Source organism: Paenibacillus hunanensis, assembly GCF_014645615.1.
Classification (GTDB): Bacteria; Bacillota; Bacilli; order Paenibacillales; family Paenibacillaceae; genus Saccharibacillus; species Saccharibacillus hunanensis.
This window is the reverse complement of the sequence record NZ_BMMB01000008.1, coordinates 329,505-347,282: the sequence shown is the minus strand read 5'-3', so window position 1 is coordinate 347,282 and position 17,778 is coordinate 329,505. Positions and strand designations below refer to the sequence as shown.

The window sequence follows — 17,778 nt, the reverse complement described above, 5'->3', positions numbered from 1 at the left end:
CTCGATAGGGCTTACAAACTTTATTTCAATAGTGACATAACAACCAACATAACAGAAAAAAAGCCATACGATCTGTGACACTATCGATGGGTTGATCCGTCTGCTCGCTATACAGCTTACAGCAGTGATATCCATCAACAGCTACACAGGATCGTATGACCTCTGTACGCTATAGATCATGCTTCTATATCGACCATTCATGATGCTTGTCTTGTCCAATTCGTCATCTTATCTTATAGGATTAGTGACGATGGTATGATGCTACTGGCTAATGCTGTGAAGACAAGCTGCTCCGTATTCTGTACCGATTCAGCCTGCTTGCAGGGAAGCGATCAGCTTGCGCAGTGCTTCGCCACGATGACTAATCGCCTGCTTTTGCTCAATAGTCAGATTCGCCATCGTCTGCTGTTCATTCGGCAAATAAAACAGTGGATCATAGCCAAAGCCGCCTGCACCGGAAGGTGTAGCAGTAATCCAGCCTTCTACTGCACCTTCTGCTGTCCAGATATGCTCAGTAGCTGGATCATACAGAGCCAGACTGCATACAAAGCGTGCTGTACTGAGCAGCGGCTGCTCGGTATCCTCACCTAGCTGTAGCTCACTTAGCTCGCGCAGCAGCTTGGCGTTGTTGTCCGCATCCGTAGCGCCTTCTCCAGCATAACGCGCCGAATAGACACCCGGTGCGCCATCCAATCGATCTACACATAGACCAGAGTCATCAGCGAGTACGGGTACGCCAAGCGCGTCGGCTACCGTTTTCGCTTTTTTAAATGCATTCTCGGCAAAGGTGGTTCCATCCTCCACAATATCCGGTAGCTCCGGATAATCGAACATGCTGCGAACCTCAAGACCAAGTGCGGCGAACGCGTGCGCGAACTCCTTCACCTTGCCTTTATTTTTGGTCGCCACGATCACGATATTGCTGGTCAGTACACTCATACCTGTGCTCCGGCCTGTCCGCTAGCAATTTTCAGTGCGATCGGTCCGAGCACTTCCTTTTGCAGCTCAATCATGCGCAGTACGCCCTGTTCGCCCAGCTCCAGCATTTCATCCAGCTCCTTGCGGTTGAATGGACGCTCTTCACCGGTGCCTTGCAGCTCGACAAATTCACCTTTGCCCGTCATAACGATATTCATATCGACCTTTGCCTTGGAATCCTCTTCATAGTTCAGATCCAGTACAGCACGGTCACCTACGACCCCTACGCTGACAGATGCCAGATAATCCGTAATTGGGAAACGAGCCAGCTTATGCTGTAACGCAATCTTATCCATTGCAATCGCCAGTGCGACAAATGAACCGGTAATCGATGTGGTACGTGTACCACCATCCGCTTGAATTACATCACAATCGACAGTAATTGTACGCTCGCCCAGCGCTTGCAGATCGACAACCGAGCGCAGTGCGCGTCCGATCAGACGCTGAATTTCCATCGTGCGTCCGCCCAGCTTACCTTTTGCTGCTTCACGCTGATTACGCGTTTGAGTGGCGCGTGGTAGCATGGAATATTCGGCTGTTACCCAGCCTTTTCCCTGCCCTTTCATAAAATGAGGAACGCGTTCTTCAACCGATACCGTACACATAACCTTCGTGTCACCGACCTCGATATAGACAGAACCTTCCGCGTATTTATTCACATTTGGGGTTATTTTCAAGGGGCGCAGCTCATTCGTCTGCCGTCCGTTGATTCTCATGGTTGTATGCCTCCTGCTTCGTATTCGCATTCTTATTCTAACAAACCTCCCCTGCAAAAGCACCCTAAACCGCAAATTGGCTTCCTACTGCTTGATAACCTGGACGGTTGTCGGGTTAAATAAGAGTACGGCTCGTTCTAGCCGCTTTACCCAGCGTTAGCAGTTTATCCGAAAAAGAGGTGTTCAAGCATGGAGCATAATCAACCGGAAAAAGTGCCGTACAGTCTGAGCAGTCTGAACGTAGAGCAAGCTACTCGCGAATGGCTTGAAAAGCGTGGGGTCACCATTCGAGAAATCGCAGAACTGGTGCTATTTCTACAGCAAAGCTATTTCCCTAATCTGACGATTGAGGAATGCGAAGCCAGCGTGGACAAAGTACTAATGAAGCGCGAGGTACAAAACGCATTGCTGACCGGTGTGCAGCTGGATATTCTTGCCGAGCAGCGCCAGCTCATCTCTCCCCTTCAGGAAATGATCGAAAATGATGAAGGTCTATACGGGGTCGATGAAATTCTTGCGTTTGCCATCGTTAATGTGTACGGCAGCATTGGATTTACGAACTATGGATATGTCGATAAATTAAAGCCCGGTGTACTCGGTCGATTAAATGATAAAAGTTTAGGGCCTATTCATACGTTTTTTGACGATATTGTTGGCGCAATCGCCGCGGCAGCAAGTAGCCGCATCGCCCATGGACGCAGACTGGATCAGGAGCAGCAAGCAGACAGCTCGGATATGGAACTGCCTGAGGATGATGAGACTAAGTAAGGCATAGCTGTCGAATGGTTATATCTTGCTATACTGTCTGCATCGATTCTCAATGGAGCTAAGCTGCTCACCGTTAAATGGTTAAAGGATCACGCTATACCGTTATCGTTATATGGAATACTCGCTAACTATCCGCTGTTCCTTTCATTTAAAAATTGTATTAGCGGCTCGATCATCCGCTGCACGATGTACAGATGCGTGACGATGGTACGCGAATCATGATAAAACCAATCGATAAAAGCCCGATTCTTTCCGCTTATTACAGCGATAGAGTCGGGCTTTTCATCATAAAAATAAAGAAGGTATCGACAATATAGCGATACCTTCTTCATATCTACATACTAACTATACGTTCAATGAACCTGTCTACATGTGCACTCAGCGTGGCAACGGACGCGATTCTTCCTCATGCGTCTCATGCTCTTCATTTTCACGACCGGTTAGTCGGATATCTGGACTACGCAGATTGAAGCGACTGCGTTGACGTTCCCGCTCTGTATCATCACTTGCCAGCCAGCGCAGCACAGTCAGCCAGACCAGACATACACCGGTAAATACATAGATAAGCAGTAGCGGCAGCAGACCCTCATAGCTTCGAGTCAGCAAGCCGGACAGGAGCAGCAGCGCCAGTGTTGGAATTAGCAACGCCGATAAAAAGCGCGGCGACAAGCCTGCACGATTACGACTGAATAATAATGTCGGCACGATATACGCAAGCGTGGTATAAAAAGCAATCAGGGCAAAGCCATTACTCAGCCTTCCTGCATAGGTAGTGAACGGAATTAACGCCGCCGACCACCCCTGATAATAGGCAATATTAAGTACACTAACAATCCCCTGCAGTACAGTAAGCATCACACCACAATACACAAGAAGTGTACGTGTTCGATACCACAACGGACGCCGGTTTTCTTGCAGCATCGCCAGACCGCCAAACAAACCAATAATGGCACTGATCAGGAGCGACAGGTACGCGATTAGACGGACGCCTTGTATCGTAATATCGATCCATGTGCTGTCTGCATTGTTCATGATGAAGGCCCCTTTCATCCTCGGGCTAAAATAAAACAAACGTCGGCTACGAATTAACCTTATTATAAAACCATTAGCTTAATCTCTGATGAAATTGGTGTTAATTCCAGTTAAATCCCGTTCCACTTGTTCCAACATCCATTCGTAAAACAAACACTGTTTGCAGTCTATCATTCGGCACAATGAAATTCAACTTGCCACTATTGTGCTTCACAGCGGCAACGTCAGCCTGGACCCGCAACCAGTGGATAGCTTTATAATTAATGCTTCGCAGACTCATAATAAATAATGCTATCACGCTCTATAGCAATAGCGCGCCCGGTTTGCTCCAGCTCAACCAGATGTGCCAGCGTCTCCGACATGGCAAAACGAAGCTGATGCAGCGTCAGCTTGCTACTAAATATACTCATGCAAATGTCATAGCCTGTACGCGGCTGCTCCTCCAGTCTGCCCAGCATTGCATTCAAACGCTCCTCATGATGCTCAAGCAGCTTGATCGTACGTTCACGGAAGCCACCAAATGGACGGCGATGACCCGGTAATGCTTGCTCCACCTCATAGCTTCCCAGTTGGCGTAACCCTTCCAAATACGAGGCAAGCGGCTTGGGATCACTTTCAGGTACAAGGCTAATATTGGGTGAGATTTGCGGGAGAACCGCGTCTCCACACAGCATCAGCTTATGCTGTGGATCATATAGCGATACATGCCCGGCCGCATGACCGGACGTTTCAATCGTCTGCCAGCTTCGTCCACCCATCATTACAGCTTGTCCAGGCAGGATAAAGGAAGGTACGGGCGGTGGTGTCACCTGCAACAAAAAGCTATCCAGATGCGCAGGTAATAGATCAGTAATATCCTGTGGCATTCCATTGTTGCCAAACATCTCTACCAGATCAGCGGAGGCGGTATTGCCAGCTCCCCATGAACGCAAAAATTCACTCCATGCTACCTTAGATATCCAGACAGGAATGCCCGTGCGTTCCTGAAACCAGCCCGATAAGCCAGCATGATCCGGGTGATGATGCGTGAGTACAATCGATTCCAGCGCAGACCACGGAATATCCAACTCCTGTAGCACCTGCTCCCAGGCTAGCTCATTTTCTGGATTACGCGGTCCCGGATCAACAATCGTCCATGCGGTTGTACCACCGATCAGGTAGCTGTTCACCCAGCGCAGTGGATAGGACATCGCGATTTTCACCTGAATGATATGGTCATCCAGCTTTGTGATTTCAGGTAATTGCATTGTAGGTAGCCTCCATACGATCAAGTTGATTATGTATATCGCTCGTGTATTCCAAACGGCGTGTTCCATATTTGTATCTATGCCGTATGTTACACAAAAACCCTTCCGTTGCACAGTCTACAGATGCAGACTGCCGCAGCGAAAGGGTTCGTTATAGCTCAGGTAACGATCAATCAATAGCTTTCTTCCCAAGGATTGAACATTTCGTGCTTGAAGTACGTTGTATCTGCGGACTTGTCTTCCCAGCTCCACATTTTTTGGCTTGCTTTCTCCATCTCTTCGCTTTTGATTTCACGAATTTGATCGAGGATGGTGTATTCCTTACCCATCTCTTTTTGGTGCTCCCAGATCACGAACATGATGCCGTCAAGGTTTTCACCGTAGCCAACCAGGGATACACGGCCAGCAGGATCGTTCAGACCTACATTCAGAAAATCATTTGTTACGATATATTTGTCATTCTCTTTGTGGTAGATAGCAGCCCATTGCTCTTGCTCGTTTTGACCTTTCGTTGTTTCAGTGCTTTCTACAAAGCGGAACCAACCACCAGAAACCGGTTTTGCTTTCTCCATAATTTTCACGTCAGTCAATTGATTATAATTCATAAGGTTAGCCCCCTTGATTGGCATCATTTTATATTGTTGATAGTCAGGTGTCAGATCATCACTTTACTTGTCTCGTCATGTGCTTGTTACTATACTTTATCGGAAAATATTAGATATTCTTTATAGCTTCTTCCTCTTTTTCGTCTTTTTCCGACAATTTATTTGGCGAATCGTGTTTTTGTTTGTGACTTAAGTATGCCTCTAGAACCATAGTTTCTACAATAGGAAATGGTTCTTAATACTTAATAGTAATCAAGCTGCTTTATCCTACCTTTTTCCTTCGCAGCGCGTTTGCGTTATTACTATATTTATAACCAGCATGAGTGAAATCAATCGATTTCAGCGCTTTTCAGGCAAGGAACAGGCTTATTTTACGTACGACCGTACCGTGAAATTAGCCAATTATAAGGGAATTTATTCATATTTTCGTAATTTTTTTAATTTAGGTTCACTTTTAGCGGCAGAATAATGTCGATTGTTTTCTTCATTTTAGAGCTGTGGGGGTACTACTCACTTTCTCTCTTTTTCGACATTTCGCAAAAACGTTATTTTTTTATGCAAATGACGGGTAATCGCCATCTGGATTTTTTGCTAAAAAAGTGGATTTTGCCGCTAATACACGGAGGTTTGAGGGTGAAATCGGCGCTCCTGGGTCATTCTGAAGAGAAATGTAGGAGATTCATCGACTATGGAGAGTTCGAGTAGGAAATAAACGGACTAATTAGTGGATTATAGCGTCTAATATAGTTCCTAGTGCTTGAATGAGGTGGGAGGTGATCATGGACTATATATAATAAGTAGCAGATCAAAGAACGGTACATACTAAGAAATATCCTGAAATTCCGCGGAATGAGGGGCTTTATAGCGATGATGCTTGATTTTACAGCAGTTTCCTATACCAGAGCGGTGGTTTCCTATATTGAAATATACATATAGGTCATGCCCTACCTATAATGAGCATGTAACGCCGTGTACGCTGAGGGGACGATAATCTTTGCCATTTACCAAATAACGTTTACAATAATAGCGGACAGCATTACTTATTCGATATCGTCACTTTGACCATAGGAGAATCAACAGATGATCAAATCGCAACGTATTAATCAGATCAAGGAATATGTATTCGAGCATGAGTCCGTTTCGCTGGAAGAGCTGGTAGAGCATTTTGGTGTATCGAAAAACACGATTCGCCGTGATGTGCGGACGCTCGTCGACTCAGGCATTTTAAATAAAGTATATGGCGGCGTATCCGTCAATCATTCGACTCTTGTCGGCTTCAACGAGCGCAAGGATCGCAATCTGACCAAAAAGCAGGAGATCGGACAGCTGGCAGCACGCTTTGTCGAGGATGGCGATGTGATTTTCGTCGATTCTGGTACGACTACGCTGGAGCTGTTACCGTATATTCGTGAGCGTCAGGTGACTATCGTGACTAACAATTTTGACTTTATTCACGGTGCAAAGCCGTATCCGAATCTGACGATCTTTTCGACAGGTGGGATGTTTGAGCGTCGTACCGACTCGTTCGTGGGATTTCAGAGTGTGGAGCTGCTGAGTAAGTATAATATCAACAAGGCATTTCTCGCTTCAACTGGCATCTCGATTATGAATGGAGTGACCAACTCATCGCCGCTAGAAACGGATATTAAAAGTACAGTCGTGAAAAAGAGCTCCAATGTGCTGCTCATGATCGATGATAGCAAATTCGACAAATACGCACTCACGACGTATTGTGCGCTGAGTGATATTGATTATTTGATCACGAATAGTGAGCCGAGCGAGGAATATCGACAGTATGCAGGACAGCATGGAATTGTGATTGTCACTCCATAAAGCAGTAGAGTGTGTTTAACACATCTATTCATAGCTGTATTCGTAGTTCTATGCGTAGTTTTATTCGTAGTTCTATTTGCAGTTCTATTTCTACTTTTACTCTCAGTTTTATTTTCGCTTTCATTTTTAGTTTTAATTTTACTATGAATGTTTACACGGAATAGTTACTTCCGGGATCAGGGAAGCTTGGAGATGGGCTAACCTGAAGAAGAATAATGAGGCTACATGCGAATAAAGCTATGCTAATCTACCTTGATTTTGGATACAGTAGATTAGCGTAGCTTTATTATTAGTGCCATTGTATGTGGAAATGGTATTCTAGCCTCCAACCGCTTAGGTTAGACCTATCCTTTACAACACATCCTTTAAGACATCCATTCATATTACCCCGGCTTGTCGATCACTTCAGACTGTAGATCCAGTAGTAAAATTCATTCCAAACTCGGGACTCGCCCTCCTGCACGTATTCCAGTCGAATCGTTAACTGCTCCTTGCCTGCTGTATAGGCAATCGGAATATCAAACTCATCCTCTAACCAGCGTTTATACGGATTGCGATCCGCGACATACCAGCTACGCTCCTGCACCAGCTGATCGTCTACATATACCATCGCTCGTTGTCGCCCGGTGATCTGGTCAGAGCGTCGGCGTAGCCGTACACCGGAATGGTCTGGCGATACGGATACTGTAAATTGACTCCAGCCTTCGGTTTCATGCCCTTTATCTGTAATCAGCACATCATCCGCATCGCCCTCATAGCTTGACTCCAGCGTATAATAACCTCGACTGCCCTGCGTATGATACGTATGGATGCCTTCGGATGCCGAATTTCCCACATCCAGCTCATCGGTAAGCACCATGCCCTCTTCATCCTGACCGTAATAAAACAAAATGCCCGAATGCCGCAAATATTGATTGTTGTATTCTCCTGCTTCGATGCCAAATATCAATTCCTTGCGAAACGGATAACAATCACCACTGCATAGCCGTACCATCGACCACGGATTATCAGGCAAGCCATCATAGGCAGTAGCTGGATTCATCTCCGGTGGTGTCGGAAAGCCCCAGCCATAATTCACCCAGCTCTCTGAGCCATCGCTCTCCACCTGCGGTGTAGCATTACCATCAATATAGACGCGTACATCCCCTTCACAGCTAATGATGCCCGGTGTACGTGCGAATGCAGTCACCTGCCCGGCGACCAGATGTCCACGACCCGTAATGCGCCCGATGATACTGTCTGCCCCATGTGTCGCTTGCAATGGATAATACGTAGACGTACGGAAATATCCGGTATCATGCTGTGGATACAACGATTCATTTAATGTAGTGTAGCGAATCTCCCACTGTGCAAACTCCACCGCATTAGCTCCCCGATTTTCCAGCCGAATATGTGCTGCGCTCCAATATGGCATCGGTAAATAGTGATACCACTGCCCATCCTGACGCTGTCCATGCGATAGAATTCCGATCCGATTATAGCCGAGTTCATTACCGAAAAAAGCCCCCAGCGGACATTCCACATCTGGCTGCTCATGACTATCCCAATGCGCCACAATCCAGATGTCGTGCAGCAAAGAGCGCGGAATCTCCAGTGTCGAATCATGATGCCAGCGTGCTTTGATCGATACGATACTGCCCTGCTCACTCTGCTGGAGCAGTGTCGTACTTTGTCCGGCTTCTAGCTGTAGCTGTTCTAGCGCTACGGTCTTCCCTTCCACCTCTGGCTTCGGATCATCCCCTACAGCTCTCCACTGATTCAGCAGCTCGCTATAATCTTCCTGTCCGGTAAAAGTATGAATGCCGATTGCACTGGTATACGTATGGTACATCACATGTCCCCAGCCACCGTCTCCCTTGGCAGCCCCCTTCAAACGAATATCCGTCGTAATCCGGCATGACCGCGCAAATGGCATCGGCACAAAGCTGCGTACGACTCGAATCGGCCCCCTGCCATGATCATCCGGTCCCATATATTGATCGGCGAGCGGCGCAATCAACGGAGCCTTCTGTCCAAACTCCGAATGCCGAAGCTGAAAACGAGGCTGTTCTTCTCCATCAAAATAGAAGAAAAAGGTCGGCTCCTCACTGTCTGGATATCGATGCTGCACCAGATTGTAAATACAGCCTGGCCCATCCACGTCAAAAATCACCCATTCCTTGCCTTCCTTATATAGCCACCAATCCCAATCCGCATTAAAGCCCTGCTTATCAATACTGCCTTCATAACGCACCTGCACATCATGACGTAGGCGTGGCAGCAGCTCCATGCGTAATAAGCTATCGATGCCTGGTATCATGATTGGACGTTCGGGTATCACTTTTGTTAGATGAGCGGTCGCTTCATCTGTTACTGCATGTAGCTGAGATGGTTGCTCATGTATCGTTTCCTTCATCATTCATCACCGCGTTTCTTCATATAAATGCAGCATCGCCACAGAGCACATCCACAGCCATTGGATGGGCGGTGAATCGCTCTGCGGCGACGGCTTTACGGCTCATTATATAGAAGGAAGTGGCGAACGAGATTGAAGGATTTTCAGATTAAATTGAAAATTCTGCTGGTTTTGCGTCCCATGTCTACTATAGATATAGTCAGGTGAACTTCATCCATTATCCAATGGGATGTATAAGCATCATTCGTTCGTTTCATTCACTCCACAAGCTGAGTGGATATGGCGGCTTTACCGCTGGAGCGGAACTCGCGAATTTTGGCGCGAACGCTATCCTCGATCGCCTGACGCGCTGGCGTAAGGATCGTGCGTGGTTCGGTCGTATCGGGATGGTCTGCCAGTGTTTGTCGTAGTTGTAGTGACCAGGCGGTGACACTTTCAGTATTGATATTCACCTTGGCATGACCAAGCTCGATTGCACGCGTAAGCTGATGTAGTGGGATACCGGATGCGCCATGCAGCACGAGCGGGATACCAATAGCCTGCGAAATGGCTTCCATTTCGGTAAAGCCGAGCTTCGGTTCGCCGATATATTTACCATGAACTGAGCCAAGTGCGGCGGCAAGTGCATCAATGCCTGTTTCCTCAACGATGCGTACGCATTCGTGCAGATCGGCATATTGGATGCCACCAATCAATCCGTCCTCTATACCGCCTACGGTGCCAACCTCCGCTTCGACAGAGATTCCATGCGGTGCAGCATATTCAACGACCTGACGCGTCTGCTTGATATTTTGATCAATCGGACCATGTGAGCCGTCGAACATGACCGAGGTGAAGCCAGCATCGATCGCGCGCAGGCAACTGTCGACCGATTTGCCATGATCCAGATGTAAGGCAACTGGTACAGTTATCCCCTTTTCCTCCACCAGTACACGAACAAGTGTGGCAATCGTGCGATAACCGCCAAGAAAGTCGATCAGGCGATCCGATGCCGCTACAATGACTGGCGCCTGTTCTGCCTGTGCCGCATCCAGTATCGCATGTACCCACGACAATCCGTTGACATTAAATTGACCAACTGCATACTGGTGCTCGCGTGCCTGTTGCAGCATTTCCTTCATGGATACCAGCGTCATGCGTGAGCCTCCTCTTTATAGAACAGGCGCAGGTAAGGAATACCGTGCGCCTGTCTCGTTTGCTTATTTGTTTATTTAAAATGAGTTTGTCGCTTGCCTTCATTACAATCGCTAGAACAACAATAGCTGGAATACTGGAACTAGCTATAACACTCCTAATATCTGGTATGCATGTGTTATTCGCCTGATACTGTTTAATACTGCTTCGCCTTCTCCAGCATCTGCTGCTTGCTGGCGTGCGCTGCCTGAATACTTTCACGCTCCGACACAGCCGCTACGCCGACATGCCACCAGCTTTCGTAGCCATCGGTCATCGTTTTCGGCAGAACCTTCATTTCGATCAGCGTGCAGCCATCATAACCTTTTGCATCCTCAATCGCAGCACGAATCTCTTCTGTCGTATTTGCACGATACACCTTCGCTCCATAGCCCTCAGCTACTTTGGCATAATCGATATTCATAATCCGATTGCTCGTATCGCGGAATTCGCAGTAGAAGCTACCGCCACCGTTGCCCATTTGCAGATTGTTAATACAGCCGAAGCCCGAATTATCGAACAGCAGAATGTTAATTTTGTAATTGTACTGCATCGCTGTAATTAGCTCCGAATGTAGCATCAGGAAGCTGCCATCCCCGACAAGCGCATATACTTCGCGTTCAGGATGAGCAATCTTGGCACCGAGTGCGCCAGCAATCTCATAGCCCATACATGAATAGCCGTACTCCAAATGATACGTATTCGGTGAATCTGCCTGCCACATTCGCTGCATATCACCTGGTAACGAGCCTGCCGCTGCGATAACAATACTATCGCTATCTACGGCTTCGTTGACCATTGCAAGCGCGGTCGTCTGTGCGAGCTCCGTTTGCAGTGCATCTGCATATTCATTCAAGCGCTCCTGTGTAAAATGTCCCTTGATCTCTGGATCAAAGCCCTCGCGCTGGAAGCGAATCTCTGCCAGACGCTGGCGCTCTGCTGCCCATTCCTGACGCCATTGTCCGATCTGTCCGCCCCATTCACTGCTATATCCAGTCAGACGCTCCTGCAAGCGCTGAATTGCTTGCTTGGCATCCGCAACGACGGTTACCGCATCCAGCTTGTACGCCTGCACCCGGCTTACGTTAATGTTTAGAAAGCGAGTATGTTCAGGATCGAATGCTGTTTTGGAGGAGGTTGCAAAGTCGGTATAACGCGTGCCCACTCCGATAATCAGATCGGCTTCGCGCGCTGCCTTATTGGCAGATAATGTACCTGTCACACCCAGACCGCCTAGATTGTGCGGGAAACTGTATTCTACTGTCGACTTCCCAGCTTGTGTCTCGACGAGTGGAATACCGTACGTCTCCGAAATGTGAATCAGCTCTTCGCGTGCACCGGAATACTTCGCGCCGCCACCTACGACAATCAGCGGCTTTTTACTGCTACGAATTAATTGCTCGGCTGCGGTCAGCTCACGCTCATTCGGCTCTGCACGATCCAGATAATGAACACGCTTCTGGAAAAAGGCTTCATCATAATCATAGGCTTCACCTTCGGTATCCTGACAGATACACAGTGTGACCGGGCCGCCCTTTGCTGGATCAGTCAGCACCTCAAAGGCGCGGATCAAGCTGCTCATCAGCTGCTCTGGACGGGTAATCCGATCCCAGTAACGCGATACTGGCTTGAGCGCATCATTGGTCGTTACAGCTGGACTGTAATCCTGCTCGATCTGCTGTAGCACCGGATCCGGCTGACGGCTGGCAAACGTATCCGCAGGTAGTAGCAGTACAGGAATGTTATTCGCTAGTGCTGTACCGGCAGCTGTCACCAGATTGGCGGAGCCAGGGCCCGAGGAGGAGGTCACCGCGAAAATTTTACGGCGTAGCATTTCCTTGCTATAGGCAATTGCGGCATGCGCCATCCCCTGCTCATTTTTCCCCTGAAAAATTTTCAAATGTCCGGCGTCCTGCTCCAGCGCCTGTCCGATCCCAAGCACGTTACCATGACCAAATATACTAAAAATCCCTTCTACAAACGGTGTTTCCACGCCATCCACTTCGATATGTTGCTGATTCAAAAAGCGGATCAGCGCCTGTGCGGTTGTGAGTCTGATTTTATTTCCCATTAGGAGTCTCCACCTTCGGTTAGAATATAGGGGCTGCTCAGGACGGAATCACCGGTTGCTGTCCGATCAGCGTCTCAATCTCATCTACAGTTGGCATAGCATCCGAGGAGCTATGCTTGCTCACAACGATCGAAGCGGCAGCGCTTCCATATTGCAGTGCCGTACCGATATCCTTGCCGCGAATCGTGGCATACAGGAATGCCGCTGCATAAGAATCACCTGCACCGAATGTTTTCAGCACTTTCGTTCGGTAGGCATGTCCACGATACGTTTCTCCTGTACGGGTATACGCATAGGAGCCTTCTACACCATGCTTGATCACAACCAGACTGGCACCAGCTGCGAACAGGGTAGCTGTCGTTTCTTCATTCGAGCCGTTCATTCGATTCTCCATCACATCGTATTCATCACGTGTACCGATCACGATATCGCATTGTGCCGCTACGAGCAAATAATATACGGCTGTCTCCGCAGGAGATGTCCATGTGTACGGACGATAGTCCAGCTCGAACGCGATCTTCACACCATTACGACGTGCATAGTGAATCGCCTGTAATGCCGCTTCACGAGATGGACTTTGCGCAAGTGCCGTACCGGAAATGAGCAATAGCCCTGCATCACGAATATAGCTTTCTTCGATCTCCTCCGGGCGTAAGTATAGATCAGCCACATCATCGCGATACATCAAAATGCTGCATTCCTCTGGACTTTTGATCTCGGTAAATGCAAGCCCGGTCTTATGCCCTTCCGTATCCACGATAAAATGACCTGCATCCACACCTGCACGCTCCATATAGCTACGAATAAAGCGTCCATGCTGATCATCTGCAATTTTACCGATAAAGCCAGTTGTCAGTCCGAGACGGGCTGCACCAATCGCAATATTGGCAGGTGATCCACCTACATATTTGGAAAAGGTCATCGTTTCTTCCATCGGTCGGTTGTATTCCACTGCGTTCAGATCAATACAAGCACGTCCGAGAGTCACGAGTTCAAAACGCGGTGTGCTGCTGGGTGTATCCATCATTTGCTTCAACGCTCCTTTATCGATTGGCAGTCAGTCTGGCAGGCGAATAGCGGTGCCACGGCTACTCCGAGCCGCTATAGCACCGCTTGTTCATACGGCTCAGTCGCGATTCAAAATCCACTCATGATCCGGCTCATTATAAAATTTCCATACACGCTTCGGTCCAGCCATAACGTTCAAATAGTACGATGTATAGCCGTCCGGTACACCTACCGGATGATATCCAGCAGGCACGATCACGACATTACGATGCTCGACAGCCATCGTCTCGTCGATGCTACGATCATCTGTATACACACGCTGGAACACAAAGCCTTGTTTCGGTGCCAGCTCATGATAATACGTTTCTTCGAGTAACGATTCCTCAGGCAGCAGATCGCGATCATGCTTGTGTGGTGGATAGCTGGAGAAATTACCACCTTCCGTATAGACCTCAACCACGAGCAAGCTACTGGCAGACGGATCACTATCCGGCAAAATGTCATGTACCATGCGCTGGTTATTGTATTTACCGCGATGCACCACCCCTACGCCTGAAGCAGGCAATAGCTTGGTCGGTCTTGGTTCTACCGCTGGAGAATAACATAACGCTACCGTTGCAGGCGTGACAGCTTCAACGGTAAAGCTAGCACCACCGGATACAAACACGCTGTCCGTCGGCTTTTTCTCAAACACACTCTCCCGTGTCCCGATGCCTTCAAAGCGATGCTCGCCCTCGGTCACAGTAATCTTGCCTGTTAATGCAACAATACAGCATTCATCCTGCTCCAGGGGCTGTTCGTACACAGCACCGACAGCAAGATCGATCAGCTTGAAGCCTACATAGTCTAGCGGCGAATCAGAGGTAAGTACCTCCTGAATCAAGGTGATCCCTTCGCCGATGGATTGAGATTGGGGTTTGCGCAATAGATGACTGGTCACTTCGGTTCCTCCTGTATCGTTCCCGTAGGATGATAGCCTATCGGATTATTGAAAATCAGGTTCTGGGTAACGTGCGGTTACCACCTTTTTGCGTGTATAGAAGTCAACGCTATCCTTGCCGTTCGCATGCAGGGTACCATAGAAGGACGATTTCCAGCCTGAGAATGGGAAGAATGCCATCGGTGCAGGCACACCCAGATTGATGCCCAGCATACCTGCATCGATATTTTCACGGAAATAACGGATCGCATTCGCATTGGAAGTAAACAGACACGCTCCATTCGCAAATTCAGATTGGTTCGCAATCTCGATCGCTTCCTTCAGATTCTTCACTCGAATCACCGACAAGACTGGCGCGAAAATCTCATCCTTCCAGATCGTCATATCCGGTGTCACATCCTCGAAGATCGTTGGGCCGATAAAGTAGCCGTCATCAGGCATCCGTTCACGTCCATCGAGCAGCAGGCTTGCCCCTTCCTCGATTCCTTTTTCGATATAGCTTACGGTACGCTTCTTGTTATCTTCACGAATGACCGGGCCAAGGAAGACTCCATCATCCAGACCGTTACCGATCTGCACCTCTACAGCCTTTTCCTTCAGACGAGCGATAAACTCATCTGCAATGCCCTCCTCTACCGTCACCACTGCACATGCCATGCAGCGTTCACCAGCCGAGCCAAAGGCTGCGGATACGACATTGGTCAGCGTATCCTCCATATGAGCATCGTTCAGTACGATCGTATGGTTCTTCGCACCTGTCAGTGCCTGTACACGCTTGAGGTTTTCACTGCCTTTTTTGAATACATATTCTCCGACTGGCTTGGAGCCGACAAACGAAATCGCTTTGATCTCAGGATGCTCCAGAATGCCATTTACTACATCATGGGCGCCATATACCATATTGAACACGCCGTCTGGCAAGCCAGCTTCTGAAAATAGCTCTGCCAGCTTCTCGGTCAATAGCGGTGTACGCTCAGACGGCTTGAGGATAAAGGTATTACCCAGTGCAATCGCCATCGGGAACATCCAGCATGGCACCATCATCGGGAAGTTAAATGGCGCGATGCCGCCTACAACGCCAATTGGATAGCGGTAATTCGCCGCTTCTACATCCGTTGCGATCGATGCGAGCGAATCACCCATCATCAGTGTAGGTGCGCCTGCTGCGAACTCTACATTTTCAATACCACGTCCAACCTCGCCCAGTGCTTCGGTTAAGTTTTTACCGTTTTCAATCGTAATCAGACGTGCCAGCTCTTCACGATGCTGACTGAGCAATTGCTGAAAGTTGAACAGGATGCGTGCGCGTCTTGGCACAGCGACTTGCTTCCATTTCTCAAAAGCTGCCTTGGCTACCTCAGCGGCATGCTCAATATCCTCGCGGGTCGAGATCGGTACCTGACAAATCAATTCCTTTGTCGCCGGATTGTAAACGTCTTCATATACAGTAGTATTGCTCTCTACCCATTTGCCGCCGATATAGTTTTTCAGCTTTCTCGCCGTGCCTGTCAGTGTACTCATACTTCCTGGCTCCTCTCAACATTGCAAATTTGAAATGTTGCTGTGCATCACTGCATCAGCTTCACGAATCATCATTTGGTTATATTTTGGTTATATTCGTATGATATATAATAAACATTTTAACGTCAACCCTGTTGTAGGTGTAAAAGTAGTCCTCTCGTTAGTTATTACATGAAAACGGCTGAAAAACATTGATGTATAAGTAAATAAATAAAGTGTGCTGTAGCAAAATTAGCGTTTATTCTCATATTTTCATGGATTTGCAGCTGAATACTTACCCATTCTATTCAAATTTTTAATCATATATTGATTATATTTTGGTTATATTTTATATTAGAGGCATCATAAGTTATAGGAGAATGTGTATGAAGGCGAGACGGCTACAGGATATCGAGGCTTACATCCATGCTCGAAAAAATGTCACACTGGATGAGCTGTGTGACTATTTTGATGTATCCAAAAATACAATTCGTCGCGATATTAATCAGATCGTTGGCAAAGGCTCTATTGAAAAGGTATACGGTGGTGTGACCTCGACTAACGAGCTGGTGCCCTTTGAAAATCGTACCACCCGTAATCAGACAAAAAAGAACGATATCGCTCGTCTAGCTGCTGCCTGTATCGAGGAGGATGATCTGGTATATATCGATTCCGGTACGACCACACGTACGATCGCCGAGCATCTGAATCCCGAGCTACGGCTGACCATTTTGACGAATAGTCTGGATGTGATCAATTCGGTCGCCGATATGCCGCATGTGAGTCTGCTTGTGATCGGCAATACGTATAAGGCGAATACGCGCTCCTTTGTCGGCATGGATAATCCGCTCTCGTTGCAAAAATACAATGTGACCAAGGCGTTTATGGCAGCGACCGGGGTGAGCATTAGTCATGGCTTGACCAACTCGGATCTGCTGGAATACGAGATTAAAAAGTCGATTGCGAGCAAGGCGCAGAAGCTGATTGCGCTGGCGGACAGTAGTAAATTTGGCAAATCGACGTTGCTGACTTATGCACCGCTGGAGGATGTGGATATTTTGATCTCGTCTGAATCGCCGGATGAGCAGTATGCGGAGTTTTGCTCGAGGCATGGAATTGAGCTACGCTACCCTTAAAGGGGGCGCGCAAACTTTATTGCTGGGCAGTAAGCCGCTGCGGGAAGGAATAAGGGGACGGACTCGGGTGGAGCCGCGGGAATCTACTGGATTAGGAATTACATGTAGATTCCCGCCCCTCCAAAGTCGTCCTTTCCCCTTATTTCCTTCCCTCCGCTCCGTGCGTACTGATCGCAATAGCAGTATTGACGCGCCTAAGGGCGCGTAGCGGCAGGAAAAGCTTTGGGTACTTGGAGTTCAGTTGATGCTTATATTCAATTATTATTTGGTATTCCATCATTAGTTTGTATTTAATTATTAGTTTGAATACAGTTATTATTTTGATTGTAAGTTGTTTTGATTTTAATTTTGACTGTGGTTGTTTATAATTTTTCTT

General features: G+C 47.8%; 14 protein-coding genes. 3 read left to right on the top strand and 11 right to left on the bottom strand.

The window, feature by feature from the left end; all coding sequences use genetic code 11:
* Positions 1 to 309: 309 nt before the first annotated feature.
* A complete protein-coding gene (locus IEX62_RS18730; RefSeq protein WP_188777080.1) occupies positions 310 to 939 on the bottom strand; it encodes an XTP/dITP diphosphatase in 630 nt (209 codons plus the stop codon).
* Entirely contained in the window at positions 936 to 1,694 is a 759-nt protein-coding gene (gene rph, locus IEX62_RS18725; protein WP_188777078.1) for a ribonuclease PH, read from the bottom strand. The genes IEX62_RS18730 and rph overlap by 4 nt, the downstream gene beginning before the upstream one ends.
* 189 nt (positions 1,695 to 1,883) lie before the next feature.
* Between rph and IEX62_RS18720 the strand changes: the two genes are divergently transcribed.
* Positions 1,884 to 2,462 (top strand): phosphatidylglycerophosphatase A family protein, encoded by a 579-nt coding sequence (locus tag IEX62_RS18720; protein WP_188777076.1) that lies wholly within the window; start codon positions 1,884 to 1,886, stop codon positions 2,460 to 2,462.
* A gap of 378 nt (positions 2,463 to 2,840) precedes the next feature.
* Here IEX62_RS18720 and IEX62_RS18715 read toward each other — a convergent pair whose 3' ends face one another.
* The 3 genes from IEX62_RS18715 to IEX62_RS18705 all read right to left on the bottom strand — a co-directional run bounded on the left by IEX62_RS18715 (position 2,841) and on the right by IEX62_RS18705 (position 5,346).
* Complete coding sequence (locus tag IEX62_RS18715) at positions 2,841 to 3,494, bottom strand: hypothetical protein (protein WP_188777074.1); 654 nt, start codon at positions 3,492 to 3,494, stop codon at positions 2,841 to 2,843.
* Positions 3,495 to 3,754: 260 nt separating this feature from the next.
* Positions 3,755 to 4,741, bottom strand: a complete 987-nt coding sequence (locus tag IEX62_RS18710; protein ID WP_188777071.1) for an MBL fold metallo-hydrolase — start codon at positions 4,739 to 4,741, stop codon at positions 3,755 to 3,757.
* 173 nt (positions 4,742 to 4,914) lie between these two features.
* Positions 4,915 to 5,346, bottom strand: coding sequence for a hypothetical protein (locus tag IEX62_RS18705; RefSeq protein WP_188777069.1), 432 nt, complete (start codon positions 5,344 to 5,346; stop codon positions 4,915 to 4,917).
* A gap of 1,080 nt (positions 5,347 to 6,426) precedes the next feature.
* Between IEX62_RS18705 and IEX62_RS18700 the strand changes: the two genes are divergently transcribed.
* Entirely contained in the window at positions 6,427 to 7,179 is a 753-nt protein-coding gene (locus IEX62_RS18700; protein ID WP_188777067.1) for a DeoR/GlpR family DNA-binding transcription regulator, read from the top strand.
* A gap of 400 nt (positions 7,180 to 7,579) precedes the next feature.
* On the opposite strand, the gene IEX62_RS18695 is transcribed toward IEX62_RS18700, so the two are convergent.
* The 6 genes from IEX62_RS18695 to iolA form a co-directional block, all read right to left on the bottom strand.
* On the bottom strand, positions 7,580 to 9,577 hold the full coding sequence (locus IEX62_RS18695; RefSeq protein ID WP_229685918.1) for a DUF2961 domain-containing protein: 1,998 nt from the start codon (positions 9,575 to 9,577) through the stop codon (positions 7,580 to 7,582).
* Positions 9,578 to 9,831: 254 nt separating this feature from the next.
* Complete coding sequence (fba, locus tag IEX62_RS18690; RefSeq protein ID WP_188777066.1) at positions 9,832 to 10,710, bottom strand: class II fructose-1,6-bisphosphate aldolase; 879 nt, start codon at positions 10,708 to 10,710, stop codon at positions 9,832 to 9,834.
* A gap of 194 nt (positions 10,711 to 10,904) precedes the next feature.
* On the bottom strand, positions 10,905 to 12,818 hold the full coding sequence (iolD, locus tag IEX62_RS18685) for a 3D-(3,5/4)-trihydroxycyclohexane-1,2-dione acylhydrolase (decyclizing) (protein WP_188777065.1): 1,914 nt from the start codon (positions 12,816 to 12,818) through the stop codon (positions 10,905 to 10,907).
* Positions 12,819 to 12,855: 37 nt separating this feature from the next.
* Positions 12,856 to 13,845: a 5-dehydro-2-deoxygluconokinase gene (gene iolC, locus IEX62_RS18680; protein WP_373289159.1), complete on the bottom strand. Its 990-nt coding sequence runs from the start codon at positions 13,843 to 13,845 to the stop codon at positions 12,856 to 12,858.
* 99 nt (positions 13,846 to 13,944) lie between these two features.
* Positions 13,945 to 14,766 carry a 5-deoxy-glucuronate isomerase gene (gene iolB, locus IEX62_RS18675; RefSeq protein WP_188777064.1) on the bottom strand — a complete coding sequence of 274 codons (822 nt, stop codon included), beginning with the start codon at positions 14,764 to 14,766 and terminating at the stop codon, positions 13,945 to 13,947.
* A 45-nt stretch (positions 14,767 to 14,811) separates the two neighbouring features.
* Complete coding sequence (gene iolA / locus IEX62_RS18670; protein WP_188777063.1) at positions 14,812 to 16,287, bottom strand: methylmalonate-semialdehyde dehydrogenase; 1,476 nt, start codon at positions 16,285 to 16,287, stop codon at positions 14,812 to 14,814.
* Positions 16,288 to 16,652: 365 nt separating this feature from the next.
* Between iolA and IEX62_RS18665 the strand changes: the two genes are divergently transcribed.
* Positions 16,653 to 17,402, top strand: coding sequence for a DeoR/GlpR family DNA-binding transcription regulator (locus tag IEX62_RS18665; RefSeq protein ID WP_188777062.1), 750 nt, complete (start codon positions 16,653 to 16,655; stop codon positions 17,400 to 17,402).
* The last annotated feature ends 376 nt before the right edge of the window (positions 17,403 to 17,778 follow it).

Bases quoted from the DNA above. Each gene is read 5' to 3' on its own strand.
- IEX62_RS18730 (WP_188777080.1), bottom strand. From the start codon at position 939: ATGAGTGTACTGACCAGCAATATCGTGATCGTGGCGACCAAAAATAAA.
- rph (WP_188777078.1), bottom strand. From the start codon at position 1,694: ATGAGAATCAACGGACGGCAGACGAATGAGCTGCGCCCCTTGAAAATA.
- IEX62_RS18720 (WP_188777076.1), top strand. From the start codon at position 1,884: ATGGAGCATAATCAACCGGAAAAAGTGCCGTACAGTCTGAGCAGTCTG.
- IEX62_RS18715 (WP_188777074.1), bottom strand. From the start codon at position 3,494: ATGAACAATGCAGACAGCACATGGATCGATATTACGATACAAGGCGTC.
- IEX62_RS18710 (WP_188777071.1), bottom strand. From the start codon at position 4,741: ATGCAATTACCTGAAATCACAAAGCTGGATGACCATATCATTCAGGTG.
- IEX62_RS18705 (WP_188777069.1), bottom strand. From the start codon at position 5,346: ATGAATTATAATCAATTGACTGACGTGAAAATTATGGAGAAAGCAAAA.
- IEX62_RS18700 (WP_188777067.1), top strand. From the start codon at position 6,427: ATGATCAAATCGCAACGTATTAATCAGATCAAGGAATATGTATTCGAG.
- IEX62_RS18695 (WP_229685918.1), bottom strand. From the start codon at position 9,577: ATGATGAAGGAAACGATACATGAGCAACCATCTCAGCTACATGCAGTA.
- fba (WP_188777066.1), bottom strand. From the start codon at position 10,710: ATGACGCTGGTATCCATGAAGGAAATGCTGCAACAGGCACGCGAGCAC.
- iolD (WP_188777065.1), bottom strand. From the start codon at position 12,818: ATGGGAAATAAAATCAGACTCACAACCGCACAGGCGCTGATCCGCTTT.
- iolC (WP_373289159.1), bottom strand. From the start codon at position 13,845: ATGATGGATACACCCAGCAGCACACCGCGTTTTGAACTCGTGACTCTC.
- iolA (WP_188777063.1), bottom strand. From the start codon at position 16,287: ATGAGTACACTGACAGGCACGGCGAGAAAGCTGAAAAACTATATCGGC.
- IEX62_RS18665 (WP_188777062.1), top strand. From the start codon at position 16,653: ATGAAGGCGAGACGGCTACAGGATATCGAGGCTTACATCCATGCTCGA.